Raw genomic sequence first — 12,915 nt, forward strand, 5'->3', positions numbered from 1 at the left:
GCAACGCCTCGCCGCGCCCAACGAAGCAACACGGACGCCATGACCCAGACCAATCGCCAGATCCTGCTCGCTTCGCGCCCGGAAGGCGCCGCGAGCATCGATAACTTCCACCTCGTCAAAACGCCGCTCGCACCGCTCGAAGAGGGCCAGCTGCGCGTGCGCAACCACTACCTCTCGCTCGATCCGTACATGCGCGGGCGGATGAACGACAGCAAGTCGTATGCGGCGCCGCAGCCGCTCGACTCGGTGATGATCGGCGGCACGGTGGGCGAGGTGGTCGAGTCGCGCAACGCGAAGTTCAAGGTCGGCGACAAGGTCGTGGGCATGTTCGGCTGGCAGGAGTTCGGCACCTCGGACGGCAGTGACCTGCGGGTCGTCGATACGACGCATGTGCCGCTTTCCGCGTACCTCGGACCGGTGGGCATGCCGGGCGTCACCGCGTGGTACGGCCTGAATCGCATCATCGAGCCGAAGGCGGGGCAAACCGTCGTCGTGAGCGCGGCGAGCGGCGCGGTGGGTAGCGTGGTTGGCCAGCTTGCGAAGCGCGCGGGTTGCCGCGCGGTGGGTATCGCGGGCGGCGCAGAAAAATGCCGCTATGTCGTGGATACGCTCGGCTTCGACGCATGCGTCGATTACAAGGCCGGCAATCTCTATCCGGACCTCAAGGCCGCGACGCCGGACGGCGTGGACGGCTACTTCGAGAACGTGGGCGGCGCGGTGCTCGACGCTACGCTCGCGCGCATGAACGCGTTCGGCCGCATCGCGCTGTGCGGGATGATCGCCGGTTACGACGGCGAGCCGATGCCGCTCAGGTATCCGCAACTGCTGCTCACGCAGCGCCTGCTCGTGCAGGGCTTCATCGTGAGCGAGCACATGGAAGTGTGGCCGCAGGCGCTTACCGAACTGGGTACGCTGGTCGCGAAGCAGCAGCTCGCGTATCGTGAGACCGTGGCCGACGGGCTCGAGAACGCGCCCAGCGCGTTCCTCGGCATGCTCAAAGGCCAGAACTTCGGTAAGCAGCTCGTCAAGCTGATCTAACGGTTTCACTGTCAGTGCAAGCGCCCGGAAAGGGCGCTTCGCTTTTCCGTGCTCAGTATTCACAGCAACTTTCACCCCAGGATTCGCAATGTCCGAACCGTTTGAGTTCGACGGCCGCGTCGCCGTCATCACGGGCGCGGCAAGCGGCTTTGGCCGCGCGTTCGCGCAGCAGGCCGCAGCGCTCGGCATGAAGCTCGTGCTCGCCGATGTCGATCAGACGCTGCTCGACGAAACCGTCACTGCATTGCGCGAAGGCGGCGCGCAGGCCATCGGCGTGCGCACCGACGTGCGCGATGCGACGCAGGTCGACGCACTCGCGAAGGCCGCGCTCGACACCTATGGCAAAGTCCATCTGCTCTTCAACAACGCAGGCGTCGGCACCGGCGGCTTCGTGTGGGAAAGCAGCGCGCAGGACTGGGACTGGGTGTTCGGCGTGAACGTGATGGGCGTGGCCAACGGCGTGCGCAGCTTCACGCCAGCCATGCTCGCGCAGGGCGAGCGCGCGCATATCGTCAACACGGCTTCGGTGGCTGGGCTGCTTTCGCCGCCCGCCATGGGCGTGTACAACGCGTCCAAGCATGCCGTCGTCTCGCTCACCGAGACGCTCTATCACGACCTGAAGAACGTGACCGACAAGGTGAGCTGCTCGCTGCTGTGTCCGGCCTTCGTGTCGACCGGCATTGCGAACGCCGAGCGCAGCCGCCCCGACGATCTGCGCAACCAGGCGCCGCCCACGCGCTCGCAGCAAGCCGCCGATCTGCAGTTGCAGCGCGCGGTGCGTTCCGGCAAGCTCACGCCCGACGACGTCGCGAAGGCGACGTTCGACGCCGTGCGGGAAGGGCGCTTCTATATCCTCACGCATCCGCAGATTCTTCCTTCGGTGAAGCTGCGTCATGAGGACATCGAAACATTGCGCAACCCGACCGATCCGCTCTCGCTCAAACCTGAAGTCAAGAAAGCGCCGCAATAAACGCGGCGCACGGGGCCCGTGCCATGCCACTCACCGCGAAGATCGCACTCGTGCTCGACATGGCCGCCCGCACGGGCCGCGCGCCTTACCACGAGCAGACGGCGCGGGAGGCGCGCGCCGAGTATGAAAAGAGCGCGTCGGTGCTCGAAATCCCGTCTGCGCCGATGCATGGCGTGGAAGACCTGCAGGTGCCCATGCGTGACGGCGCGACGATCCGCGCGCGCCTTTATCTGCCGGTCGAGCCGCACTGGGCGGAACCGTTGCCCGTGCTCGTCTACTATCACGGCGGCGGCTTCACGATCGGCAGCGTCGACACGCACGCTGCGCTGTGCCGCATGTTCGCGCGCGACGCGCGCTGCGCCGTGTTTTCCGTGGATTATCGGCTCGCGCCCGAACATCGTTTCCCGACCGCGGTGCATGATGCCTTCGACGCCTACGCGTGGCTCCACGCGCACGCGGCCGAATACGCGCTCGACGCCTCGCGCTTCGCCGTGGGCGGCGACAGTGCGGGCGGCACGCTCGCCACGGTCTGCGCGGTGCTGGCGCGCGACGCGGGTATCGCGCCGGTGCTGCAGCTGCTGTTCTATCCGGCGGTGAGCGCGCATCAGCAGAGCGAATCGCACCAGCGTCTTGCCGATGGCCACTTGCTGACCGCGCCGACGATCCAGTGGTTCTTCGACCACTACGTGCGTAACGACTCGGACCGCGACGACTGGCGCTTCGCGCCGCTCGACGGCACGCGCGGCGAGCCCGATTTTCGCGGCGTCGCGCCCGCATGGATCGGCGTGGCCGAATTCGATCCGCTCGTGGACGAAGGCGAGGCCTACGCGCAAAAGCTGCGCGAAGTCGGCAACGAGGTCACGCTCGTGCGTTACGACGGCGTGATTCACGAGTTCATCAAGATGGGCGCGTTCATCGACGAGGCGCGGCGCGCACAGCAGCAGGCCGCCCACGCGCTGCGCGTGGCGTTCGGCACGGGCGACTGAAACGCGCTCAGCCTCTTTCGACGGTGTAGGTCTCGTGGCGCTCGAAGGCGCCCGGGCGGACGACGCGATGCGCGCCGTCGTCGTCGCTGCGCTCGAGCGCTTCCACATCCAGCAGGGTGCCGCGCAGCGTGACGCGCAGCGCCGTGGTGCCGCGCGTCCCATAGTCGGGCGTTTCGATGAATGCCGCGGAAAGCGCGCGTTCGCGTTCGAGCGAAATGCCCGTGGCGGGCAATTCGCGGTCGGGCGCGACCTGCGGGTCGCGCATCATGTCCACGAGCCGCGCGAGTGGGACTTGCGCGTCGCCCGTCGCGAGCTGCGCGAGTTCCGCGCGCTTGCGTACGAGCTTGGGCCACGGCGTGTCGAGCACGGCATTCGAAATGCCGTGCGTGCCTTCGGGCAGCAAGGCCGGCGCACGGTCCGTGCGATTGCAGTACCACGCCAGCTCGCGCCGCGTCCAGTCGCCGACGATCAGATTGAAGCCGTTGTAGAGATCGCCCGAGCGCGCGATCTCGTCGAGATAGCCGAGCGGCGTATCGGGGAGACCTTGCGCGCCGGTCAGCCAGCGCGAGACGAGCGTGCCGCGAGTGGGCGCGTCGGGGCGCATGTCGTTCGGCGCGCGATAGTTCGTGAGCGCGGCGAAGCGGCCGCCGCGCGTCATGCCGAGCCACGTGCCGCCGCCCACGAGATCGCGGCCCGCCAGCACGCCCGTTGCCGAACTGCCCGGCGACGTGACGTCGTCCGCGGCGTTCCACCAGTGCAGCGGGTCGGCGGTGCGGCGCAGGAACTCGTCGCGGTTGGCCGCGAGCGTGAAAAGCGTGCCGCCGCTCGCGCGTGGACGCCAGTCGAACACGATCAGGCACATGGAGTTGGCCCTTGCAGGGTCGGGTCTGGGGCCGCGCCCACGCAACGCGAGGCGCCAGGCGCCTCGCGCGCGGTGGACGCGGTGCGCAGCGTCAAATTTCGGCCGGCAACGCGTACGGCAGCGGCAACACGCGCAGCGCGGGACCGTCCGCAGCGCCGAGATGCACGCTGCCCGTTTCGAGCGCGGCAAGCTTGATCTCGGCGAGCAGATCGACACCGCCCTCGGGCGCGGCGGCGGCGTTCACGACCATGCCGCACGGCTGGCTCGGGTCGTCCGAATGAAAGAGTTCGGCGCCCGCATGCGCGGCGTCCAGATTCGCGGCCACATTGGCGAGCGCGGTGCGGCGCTTGATCGTGCCGCGATACTGGCTGCGCGCGACGATTTCCTGGCCAGGGTAGCAGCCCTTGCGGAAGTTCACGCCGCCCAGCACGTCGTAGTTGACCATCTGCGGCACGAACTGCTCGCTCACGGCTTGCGTGATGCGCGGCTCGCCCGCGCGAATGTCGAGCCAGTCCCACACCGCCGGCGACACGCGTTTCACCAAACCGTCGAGCTTCGCGAGGCGCTCCTGCACCGCTTCTTTCGGGCCGACCCACAGATAACGCAGCACGCCGGCCGCATCGGGCACGCGGATCAGCGTGCCTGCGGGGTCGTCCACCTTCACGTGCACGCCGTCGGGCAGCGCGTCGAACACGCTCGCGAGCGCGCCGCGCACGTCGCCGGCGAGGCCCACCACGAGCAGCTTGTCGCTGTCGTCGGTGAGCTTGGCCTTGGCGCGCAGCACGAACATCGACAGGCGTTTTTGCACTGATGCCTGCACGTCCTTCGAGATCAGGAGACGGATCGTGTCACCGGTCTTCCAGGTCAGGAACGAGGCGAGCAGACGGCCCTTGGGCGAGCAGTAGCCCGCGAGGCGCGCGCCGGCCACGTCGAGATGCTGGACGTCGTTGGTGAGCTGGCTGTGCAGGAAGGTCGCGGCGTCGTCGCCATTGGCGTCGATCACGCCGAACTGCGGCAGGATCGCGTAGGCGCCGCCTTTCAGAACGGCGTCGAAGTCGGCCGTGGATTCAGGAACGGAAAGCGTGGAAGCGGGATCGAGCGGTGAGTTCATGGATTCGGGGAACAGTCAATCCTGACTTTAGCGAGGGCAAGCAGTTATTATATGAGGTCCCCCTGAGTCGTGTTTCCATGTCCCTTCTGAAGAAATGCCTTGTTGCCGGCGCCGCGCTAGTCGTGATTGGCGCCGCCGCGGCAGGCGGTGTATGGCGCTGGGCCACCACGCCGCTCGAACTGGCCGCCCCGCAGCTCGACGTCACCATCAAGCCGCACAGCACCGTGCGCAGCGTCACCCTGCAATTGCGGCGCGGCGGCGTGCCTGTGCAGACGCAACTTTTCGTGCTCATGACGCGCGTGCTCGGCTTGCAGAGTCAGCTCAAATCGGGCAACTACGAGTTCAAGGCGGGCATCACGCCCTATGACGTGCTGCAGAAGATGGCGCTCGGCGACGTGAACGAGTCTGTCGCCACCATCATCGAAGGCTGGACCTTCAAGCACATGCGCGCCGAACTCGACGCGAACCCCGCGCTGCGCCACGACACGGCCGGCATGAGCGACGCCGGGCTGCTCGCGGCGATCGGCGCGCCGCCCGCGCCGAACGGCAGCGGCGAAGGGTTGTTTTTCCCCGACACCTATCTGTTCGACAAGGGCTCGAGCGATCTCGACGTGTACCGGCGCGCCTACCACCTGATGCAGACGCGTCTGAACGAAGCGTGGACCGCGCGTGCGCCCGGCTTGCCGCTGAAATCGCCCTACGAGGCGCTGACGCTCGCGTCGCTCGTCGAAAAGGAGACGGGCCGCGCCGCCGACCGCGCGCTCGTCGCGGCCGTGTTCTCGAATCGCCTGAAAGTGGGCATGCCGCTGCAGACCGATCCGGCCGTGATCTACGGTCTGGGCGACAACTACGCGGGGCATTTGCGCAAGCGCGATCTGCAGTCGGACACTCTTTACAATACCTACCTGCGCCTCGGGTTGCCGCCAACGCCCATTGCGCTGCCCGGCGTCGCGGCGATCCAGGCGGCGCTCAATCCGGCATCGACGGCTGCGCTGTACTTCGTGGCGCGCGGCGACGGCGGCAGCGTCTTTTCTGACAATCTTGTCGACCACAACAAGGCCGTCGACAAATACATCCGGGGAAATTAAATGGCGCGGGGCCGATTCATCACGTTCGAGGGCATCGACGGCGCGGGGAAGACCACGCATCTCGCCTGGTTTTGCGATCAGCTCGCCCAGAAACTCGCGCCGACAGGCCGTACGGTCGTCATGACGCGTGAACCCGGCGGCACGCCGCTTGGCGAGTCGATCCGGGAACTCGTGCTGCATCAACCGATGGACCTCGAAACCGAGGCGCTCCTGATGTTCGCGGCGCGCCGCGAGCACCTCGCCAAGGTGATCGAGCCCGCGCTCGCGCGCGGCGACTGGGTGCTGTCCGACCGTTTCAGCGACGCCACCTTCGCCTATCAGGGTGGCGGCCGCGGGCTGCCGCGTGACAAGCTCGAAACGCTGGAGCGCTGGGTGCAGGGCGGTTTCCAGCCGGACCTGACGGTGCTGTTCGACCTGCCGCCGGACACGGCGAGCGAGCGGCGCGGCGCGGCGCGCGAACCCGATCGCTTCGAAAGCGAATCCGACGCGTTCTTCAAGCGCACGCGCACCGAATACCTGCGCCGCGCGGAAGAGGCGCCGTATCGTTTCGCGATCGTCGATTCGTCGCAGGGCATCGATGCGATTCGCAAAAAACTCGAGCATGTGATCGCAGCGCTTTGATTTCAAGGCGATATTTGGCGTTTTTATAGGGCCGCGCGATCTGCATGTGAATTCTGCGGAAGGCCGCTTAACCGATTGATTCCGAAGATGATCTATCCCTGGCAAACCGACGACTGGCAACGCCTGCAGCAACTGCGCAGCCACTGGCCGCATGCGCTGCTGCTGCATGGGCAGGCGGGCATCGGCAAGCTCCAGTTCGCGCAGCATCTCGCGCAGGGGCTGCTCTGCGAAGCGCCGCAGGCGGGCGGCGAGCCGTGCGGCGCCTGTGCGGCATGCAACTGGTTCGTCCAGGGCAATCATCCGGATTACCGCATCGTCGTGCCCGAGGCCTTGGCGGGCGAGATCGGCCAGGCCGGCGACGATGACGCCAAAGCCGAAAAGGCGGACAAGGCCGACGGCGAAGAGGGCAAGAAGGGCCGCGCGCCAAGCAAGGAAATCCGCATCGAGCAGGTGCGTGCGCTGCTCGGCTTCACGGGCGTGGGCTCGCACCGCGGCGGCCTGCGCGTGGTCGTGCTGTATCCGGCCGAGGCGCTCAACGTCGCCGCCGCGAACGCGCTGCTGAAGACGCTCGAAGAACCGCCCGCGGGCGTGGTATTCCTCGTGGTGTCGGCGCGCATCGACCGCCTGCTGCCGACCATCATCAGCCGTTGCCGTCAGTGGCCCATGGGCACGCCCGCGCCTGAAGCCGCCGCGGCCTGGCTTGCACAGCAGGGCGTGGCCGACGCGCCGGCGCTGCTCGCGGAAGCCGGCGGCGCGCCCCTCGCGGCGCTCGCGCTCGCGCACGACGAAAACCGCACGCTGCGCGACTGGACCCTGGCCCAGCTCGCGGCAGGCCCTGCCTGCGACGCCTTCTCCTGCGGCGAAACGCTGCAGAAGCTGCCGGTGCCGCTCGTGCTCGGCTGGCTGCAGCGCTGGGTCTACGATCTGCTCGCCGAGCGCACGGCGGGCCGCCCGCGCTACTTTCCGCAGGCCGCCGGCGGCCTCGCGCGCTGCGCCGCGAAGCTCGACGCTGCGGCGCTGGCGCGCTACCTGAAGACGGTCACGCGCCAGCGCGCCGTGGAAAACCATCCGCTGAATGCGCGCCTCGTGTTCGAGGAACTCTTTCTCGGCTATCGTGAACTGTTCGCCTGACGTGCACGCCGACGTCCACGATCAGACCCGAATCCTCCATCGCAGGACCACCCATGTTTGTCGATTCACATTGCCACATTAATTTCGAGGGCCTCGGCGACCGCCTCCCGCAGGTGCTCGAGAACATGCGCGCGAACGCCGTCACGCACGCGCTATGCGTATCGGTGGACCTCGAAACGCTGCCTTCGGTGCTCGATATCGCGAGCCGCTACGAGAACGTCTATGCGTCGGTCGGTGTGCATCCCGACCACGAGCACATGCGCGAGCCGACGGTGGCCGAGCTGGTCGAGCTGGCTGAGCACCCGAAAGTGGTGGCGATCGGTGAAACGGGACTCGATTACTATCGCCTGGGCGAGCGCACGATCGCCGACATGGAATGGCAGCGCGAGCGCTTTCGCACGCACATTCGCGCGGCGCACGCCACGGGCAAGCCGCTCATCGTCCATACGCGAGCCGCTTCGGACGACACTCTCCGCATCATGGAAGAAGAGCGCGCGGGCGAACCGGGCGGCGTGATGCATTGCTTCACGGAGCCGTGGGCGATTGCCGAGCGCGCGCTCGCGCAGAATTTTTACATCTCGCTTTCAGGCATCGTGACGTTCAAGAGCGCGACCGATGTCCAGGAGGTGTCGCGCCGCGTGCCGATCGAGCGCCTTTTGATCGAAACCGATTCGCCGTACCTCGCGCCAGTGCCATTTCGTGGCAAACCCAATGAACCTGCGTACGTGAGCCATGTCGGAAGATTCATTGCGCAGCAACGCGGATTGCCGGACGCCGAACTTGGCGCTGTCACCACGCAGAACTTTTTCCGGCTCTTCAAGATCCAGCCGCAGGCCTGAATCGCGAACCGCATGCTGTCAATGGTGTTAAATATCAACGAGATAGCAGATAACGTTAAGGCTTGACATGAACTTGAAACCGCTCCCGCACGCCGCCAACCCTGTGCGCCGTACTGCCGCCGCGCTCGTGCTCGGCGTCGCCGCCACCCTGTTCGGCGCCCCGGCGCATGCCGCTCCGCTCGACTCGCTCATCAAGAGCGTCAAGTTCGACGACGACAAGGGCGTGCAAAAAGCGCTCGCGGGAGGCATGGACCCGAACGCCACCGACGACCAGGGCATGCCGCTCCTCGTGCTCGCCGCGCGCGAGAAGTCCGACAAGGTCGGGGCGCTGCTGCTCGACAACCCGAAAACGAACATCGCCGCCGAAGACCGCGCTGGCGAAAACGCGCTGATGCTCGCCTCGCTCAACGGCGACGTGGACTTCGTGAAGCTCCTCATCACCAAGGGCGCCGAGGTCAACAAGAAGGGCTGGACGCCGCTGCACTACGCCGCCGCGAACGGCAACGACGACGTCGCGAAGCTGCTGATCGGCTATTCGGCCGACGTCAACGCGCTGTCGCCCAACGGCACGACGCCGCTCATGATGGCCGCGCGCGGCGACCATCTCACGACGCTCCAGATGCTGCTCGAGCACGGCGCGACGCTTGGCGCGAAGAACCAGATCGGCATGACGGCGCTCGATTTCGCGCGCCAGTACAAGGCGCCGGACGCGATCAAGGACCTCACGGCGCGCATGACCCAGGCTGGCCTCTCCACGGCGAGCCCGGCAGCGCCGCAAAACAGTGCAAAATAATGGGGATGAAGACGGCCGCACTGGACCAACGCGGCCGCCCGGCGGCGCTAGATGCGCCGCTCCCCACGACAACTCAAGGAGAACCATGCTGCGGGTTCTGATCTGTGCGGGCGCGATGGCGTTGCCGCTCTCCGCTTTCGCATTCACGGCAAGCGACCTCAACCGGCTCTGCACGAAGACCGATGTGGCTTCGCGCAGCGCGTGCGCTGCCTATATCGAAGGTGCCGCGGACGGCATCTTTAACACCATCGACGCCATCGGCGGCACTACCGGGCCGCGCGTGGGTCAATACTTCTGCCTGCCGCCCGATGCGCGCTCGGCGCAACTCACCGACGCGGTGCGCAAGTACATTGCCGACAACCCGAACGTGGCCGGCTACAACGCCAGTACCGCCATTTCGCTCGGGCTCGGCAAGGCGTTTCCCTGCAAGACCGGCAACGGCAGTTGAAGCCGGCGGGTTCAAGTCGTAACCAGTAGTCCGTAGTTAGATATCGCTACAAACACGACGCGGCGACTACTACCGCCGCGCCGTTCATCATCGAGGCCGCAGCGAGGCCAGCTGTCACCATCGCCGTGGCCGTCCGCGGGCCTGCGCCCGTGCCGTTTCCAAGCGTCGCCCTTTGCTCAGGATGCTCAGGAGGAACTGGCCGCAGATGCCGACACTCGACGATCTCTCCCGTTTCACCGACGCGCCGCTGCAGGACTGGCTCGGCACGTTGCTCGTGAGCGCGCTCGCGCTCGTTTTCGCGTTCGCCCTGCACTGGGGCGGCGGCCGCGTCTTGCTGCGCATCGCACGCCCGTATCCGCGCGTCAGCGTGTTCCTGCGCTATATCCGCAAGCCTGCGCTCGCCGTGCTCGCGATCCTCGCGATCGAATTCGTCTGGTGGCAGGCGCCCGATACGCTCCGGCACATCAGCGGTCTGCGCGAGCTGTGCGCGTTCGCGCTGATCGGCGCGATCACCTGGCTTTCGGTGCGCTGCGCGGCGGCGATCGGCGAGGCCATCATCGCCGCCCATCCGCTCGACATCGCCGACAACCTCCAGGCCCGCCGCATCCACACTCAGGCCCGCGTGCTCGCGCGTACGGTGATGGTGCTCATCATCATCGTGGGTGTGGGCGCGGCGCTCATGACCTTCCCGAACGTGAGGCAGATCGGCGCGAGCCTGCTGGCTTCGGCCGGTGTTGCCGGTCTCGTTGCCGGTATCGCGGCACGCCCCGTGCTAGGGAATCTGATTGCCGGTTTGCAGATCGCGCTCTCGCAGCCGATCCGGCTCGACGACGTGGTCGTGATCCAGGGCGAGTGGGGGCGCATCGAGGAAATTACCGGCACCTATGTTTCGGTGCGGATCTGGGACCAGCGGCGGCTCATCGTGCCGCTGCAATGGTTCATCGAGAATCCGTTCGCGAACTGGACGCGCAGCAGCTCGCAGATCATCGGCACGGTGTTTCTGTGGCTCGATTACCGCATGCCGCTCGCGCCGCTGCGCGAGGCGCTCGCGCGCATCGTCGACGGCGCGCCCGAATGGGACCGCCGCGTGCAGGTTTTACAGGTCACCGACGCCAACGAGCGCGCGATGCAGGTGCGCGTGCTGGTGAGTTCGCGCGACTCCGGCCTGAACTTCGATTTGCGCTGCCGTGTGCGCGAAGGGCTGCTCGATTTCGTCAACGAGCACTATCCGCAGTTCCTGCCTCGCGCGCGCGCCGAAGTTTCGGCGGAGCTCGAAAGCAGCACCGGAGAACTGCCGTCCTTCGTGCGGCGCCCGGCGCGGCAGGCGGCGGCGAGCACGGCGGCACATACTGAGGCGGATCCCGTGACGGGCACGCGCGTGCCGGGGGACGGCGAGGAGCTGGAGACGCACCGGCAGGTGCGGCCGGCGTCCGAAGCGGCTAAGGGAGCGGACGCAGCGCAAGCCAATGACGCCCGCGAGCCGGCGACTGAAAGCCGCCGCGACAATCGTTGATAACCGCTGATAGCGGTCGTGAGGGAAAGGAGGAGGAACAGCAAGATGGGCAGACTGATAGTCGTCTCGAACCGCGTGGCGACGCCGACGGAGACCAAGGGCTCGGCAGGCGGCCTCGCGGTCGGCGTATTCGGCGCGCTGAAGGACGCGGGCGGCGTGTGGTTCGGCTGGAGCGGCGACGTGGTGAGCGAGACGGTGGCGAACGCGGGGCCGACGCTCGTCGAAGAAGGCCACGTCACCTTTGCGACCGTCGGCCTCACGCGCAAGGACTACGATCAGTACTACCGCGGATTCTCGAACGCCACGCTCTGGCCGGTCTTCCACTACCGCAACGACCTCGCGCGCTACGAGCGCGACGAATATGCGGGCTACCGCCGCGTGAACGCGTGGCTCGCGCACAAGCTCATGAAGCTGATCCACCCGGACGACAACATCTGGGTCCACGACTATCACCTGATTCCGTTCGCCGAGGCGCTGCGCTCGGAGGGCGTGCGCAACCGCATCGGTTTCTTCCTGCATATTCCGTTTCCTTCGCCGCAGGTGCTGCAGACCATTCCGCCGCACGACGAACTCGTCAGGTCGCTGTGCTGTTATGACCTGCTAGGCTTCCAGACGCAGAACGATCAGCAGGCGTTCCACGACTACATCGCGCGCGAGGCGCGCGGCAACGTCAGCGAGCGTGTCGGCAATCCGGAGCACGGCGAGGTCGAGGCGTATGGCCGCAAGCTGCGCACGGGGGTCTATCGCATCGGCGTGTTTCCGGACGAGATCGCCGAGCAGGCCGCGCGTTATGAAAGCCGCCAGCACGTGCTCGACCTCAAGCAGAGTCTGGAAGGGCGCAAGCTCATCATGAGCGTGGACCGGCTCGACTATTCGAAGGGTCTCGTCGAGCGTTTCCATGCGTTCGAGCAGTTGCTGGAAACGTCGCCCGAATGGCGCGGCAAGGTCACGCTCGTGCAGATCGCGCCGCCGACACGCTCGGATGTCGCGAGCTACAAGGTGATACGCGAGGAGCTGGAGCGGGAGGCCGGGCGCATCAACGGCCGCTACTCGGGCCTCGATTACACGCCGATCCGCTATCTGAGCCAACAGTACGACCGCTGGAAGCTGATGTCGCTCTTTCGCGAGTCGCAGATCGGCTACGTGACGCCGCTGCACGACGGCATGAACCTCGTCGCCAAGGAGTATGTGGCCGCGCAGAATCCAAACGATCCGGGCGTGCTCGTGCTGTCGATCTTCGCGGGCGCGGCGGCCGAACTCTCGGGCGCATTGCTCGTGAATCCTCATGATGCGACCGGCATGTCGGAGGCGCTGGAGCGCGCGCTCTCGATGCCGCTCGAAGAGCGCCAGGCGCGCTACCAGACCAACATGGAGGCCCTCAGACGCAACGATCTCGGCGTGTGGCGAGACACCTTCCTGCGCGATCTCGCGGCGGTGACCCAGCCGCGCTGATCGATACCGGCCACAGGCGGTTCGCGCGCTGGCACGATTGCGTATGATGCGTGGCTGATCCAG

The 12,915-nt window shown here is 66.8% G+C and carries 13 protein-coding genes; 11 read left to right on the forward strand and 2 right to left on the reverse strand.

Annotation, left to right across the window (positions count from 1 at the left end):
• Positions 1–39 precede the first annotated feature (39 nt).
• The 3 genes from M3A49_RS36375 to M3A49_RS36385 all read left to right on the forward strand — a co-directional run bounded on the left by M3A49_RS36375 (position 40) and on the right by M3A49_RS36385 (position 2,994).
• Entirely contained in the window at positions 40–1,038 is a 999-nt protein-coding gene (locus tag M3A49_RS36375; protein WP_266233187.1) for an NADP-dependent oxidoreductase, read from the forward strand.
• Positions 1,039–1,126: 88 nt separating this feature from the next.
• Positions 1,127–2,008: an SDR family oxidoreductase gene (locus tag M3A49_RS36380; RefSeq protein WP_266233188.1), complete on the forward strand. Its 882-nt coding sequence runs from the start codon at positions 1,127–1,129 to the stop codon at positions 2,006–2,008.
• A gap of 23 nt (positions 2,009–2,031) precedes the next feature.
• Positions 2,032–2,994: an alpha/beta hydrolase gene (locus M3A49_RS36385; protein WP_266233189.1), complete on the forward strand. Its 963-nt coding sequence runs from the start codon at positions 2,032–2,034 to the stop codon at positions 2,992–2,994.
• Between the two features lie 7 nt (positions 2,995–3,001).
• On the opposite strand, the gene M3A49_RS36390 is transcribed toward M3A49_RS36385, so the two are convergent.
• Both M3A49_RS36390 and M3A49_RS36395 read right to left on the reverse strand, forming a co-directional pair.
• Positions 3,002–3,856, reverse strand: coding sequence for an NRDE family protein (locus tag M3A49_RS36390; protein WP_266233190.1), 855 nt, complete (start codon positions 3,854–3,856; stop codon positions 3,002–3,004).
• A gap of 91 nt (positions 3,857–3,947) precedes the next feature.
• Positions 3,948–4,967 carry a YgfZ/GcvT domain-containing protein gene (locus M3A49_RS36395; protein ID WP_028207005.1) on the reverse strand — a complete coding sequence of 340 codons (1,020 nt, stop codon included), beginning with the start codon at positions 4,965–4,967 and terminating at the stop codon, positions 3,948–3,950.
• A gap of 77 nt (positions 4,968–5,044) precedes the next feature.
• On the opposite strand from M3A49_RS36395, the gene mltG reads away from it, so the two are divergent.
• From mltG to otsA, 8 genes are all read left to right on the forward strand, one after another.
• A complete protein-coding gene (gene mltG, locus M3A49_RS36400; RefSeq protein WP_266233191.1) occupies positions 5,045–6,055 on the forward strand; it encodes an endolytic transglycosylase MltG in 1,011 nt (336 codons plus the stop codon).
• Positions 6,056–6,676 (forward strand): dTMP kinase, encoded by a 621-nt coding sequence (gene tmk / locus M3A49_RS36405; RefSeq protein WP_028207007.1) that lies wholly within the window; start codon positions 6,056–6,058, stop codon positions 6,674–6,676.
• A gap of 87 nt (positions 6,677–6,763) precedes the next feature.
• Positions 6,764–7,807, forward strand: coding sequence for a DNA polymerase III subunit delta' (locus M3A49_RS36410; protein WP_266233192.1), 1,044 nt, complete (start codon positions 6,764–6,766; stop codon positions 7,805–7,807).
• Positions 7,808–7,860: 53 nt separating this feature from the next.
• Entirely contained in the window at positions 7,861–8,646 is a 786-nt protein-coding gene (locus M3A49_RS36415; protein WP_028207009.1) for a TatD family hydrolase, read from the forward strand.
• Positions 8,647–8,713: 67 nt separating this feature from the next.
• Entirely contained in the window at positions 8,714–9,439 is a 726-nt protein-coding gene (locus tag M3A49_RS36420) for an ankyrin repeat domain-containing protein (RefSeq protein ID WP_266233193.1), read from the forward strand.
• Positions 9,440–9,524: 85 nt separating this feature from the next.
• On the forward strand, positions 9,525–9,887 hold the full coding sequence (locus M3A49_RS36425; protein WP_028207010.1) for a Rap1a/Tai family immunity protein: 363 nt from the start codon (positions 9,525–9,527) through the stop codon (positions 9,885–9,887).
• 205 nt (positions 9,888–10,092) lie between these two features.
• Positions 10,093–11,400 carry a mechanosensitive ion channel family protein gene (locus tag M3A49_RS36430; protein WP_266233194.1) on the forward strand — a complete coding sequence of 436 codons (1,308 nt, stop codon included), beginning with the start codon at positions 10,093–10,095 and terminating at the stop codon, positions 11,398–11,400.
• A gap of 45 nt (positions 11,401–11,445) precedes the next feature.
• A complete protein-coding gene (gene otsA, locus M3A49_RS36435) occupies positions 11,446–12,852 on the forward strand; it encodes an alpha,alpha-trehalose-phosphate synthase (UDP-forming) (RefSeq protein WP_266233195.1) in 1,407 nt (468 codons plus the stop codon).
• The last annotated feature ends 63 nt before the right edge of the window (positions 12,853–12,915 follow it).

This window comes from Paraburkholderia sp. CNPSo 3076 (assembly GCF_026343935.1).
GTDB classification, from domain to species: Bacteria; Pseudomonadota; Gammaproteobacteria; order Burkholderiales; family Burkholderiaceae; genus Paraburkholderia; species Paraburkholderia nodosa.

Bases quoted from the DNA above. Each gene is read 5' to 3' on its own strand.
- M3A49_RS36375 (WP_266233187.1), top strand. From the start codon at position 40: ATGACCCAGACCAATCGCCAGATCCTGCTCGCTTCGCGCCCGGAAGGC.
- M3A49_RS36380 (WP_266233188.1), top strand. From the start codon at position 1,127: ATGTCCGAACCGTTTGAGTTCGACGGCCGCGTCGCCGTCATCACGGGC.
- M3A49_RS36385 (WP_266233189.1), top strand. From the start codon at position 2,032: ATGCCACTCACCGCGAAGATCGCACTCGTGCTCGACATGGCCGCCCGC.
- M3A49_RS36390 (WP_266233190.1), bottom strand. From the start codon at position 3,856: ATGTGCCTGATCGTGTTCGACTGGCGTCCACGCGCGAGCGGCGGCACG.
- M3A49_RS36395 (WP_028207005.1), bottom strand. From the start codon at position 4,967: ATGAACTCACCGCTCGATCCCGCTTCCACGCTTTCCGTTCCTGAATCC.
- mltG (WP_266233191.1), top strand. From the start codon at position 5,045: ATGTCCCTTCTGAAGAAATGCCTTGTTGCCGGCGCCGCGCTAGTCGTG.
- tmk (WP_028207007.1), top strand. From the start codon at position 6,056: ATGGCGCGGGGCCGATTCATCACGTTCGAGGGCATCGACGGCGCGGGG.
- M3A49_RS36410 (WP_266233192.1), top strand. From the start codon at position 6,764: ATGATCTATCCCTGGCAAACCGACGACTGGCAACGCCTGCAGCAACTG.
- M3A49_RS36415 (WP_028207009.1), top strand. From the start codon at position 7,861: ATGTTTGTCGATTCACATTGCCACATTAATTTCGAGGGCCTCGGCGAC.
- M3A49_RS36420 (WP_266233193.1), top strand. From the start codon at position 8,714: ATGAACTTGAAACCGCTCCCGCACGCCGCCAACCCTGTGCGCCGTACT.
- M3A49_RS36425 (WP_028207010.1), top strand. From the start codon at position 9,525: ATGCTGCGGGTTCTGATCTGTGCGGGCGCGATGGCGTTGCCGCTCTCC.
- M3A49_RS36430 (WP_266233194.1), top strand. From the start codon at position 10,093: ATGCCGACACTCGACGATCTCTCCCGTTTCACCGACGCGCCGCTGCAG.
- otsA (WP_266233195.1), top strand. From the start codon at position 11,446: ATGGGCAGACTGATAGTCGTCTCGAACCGCGTGGCGACGCCGACGGAG.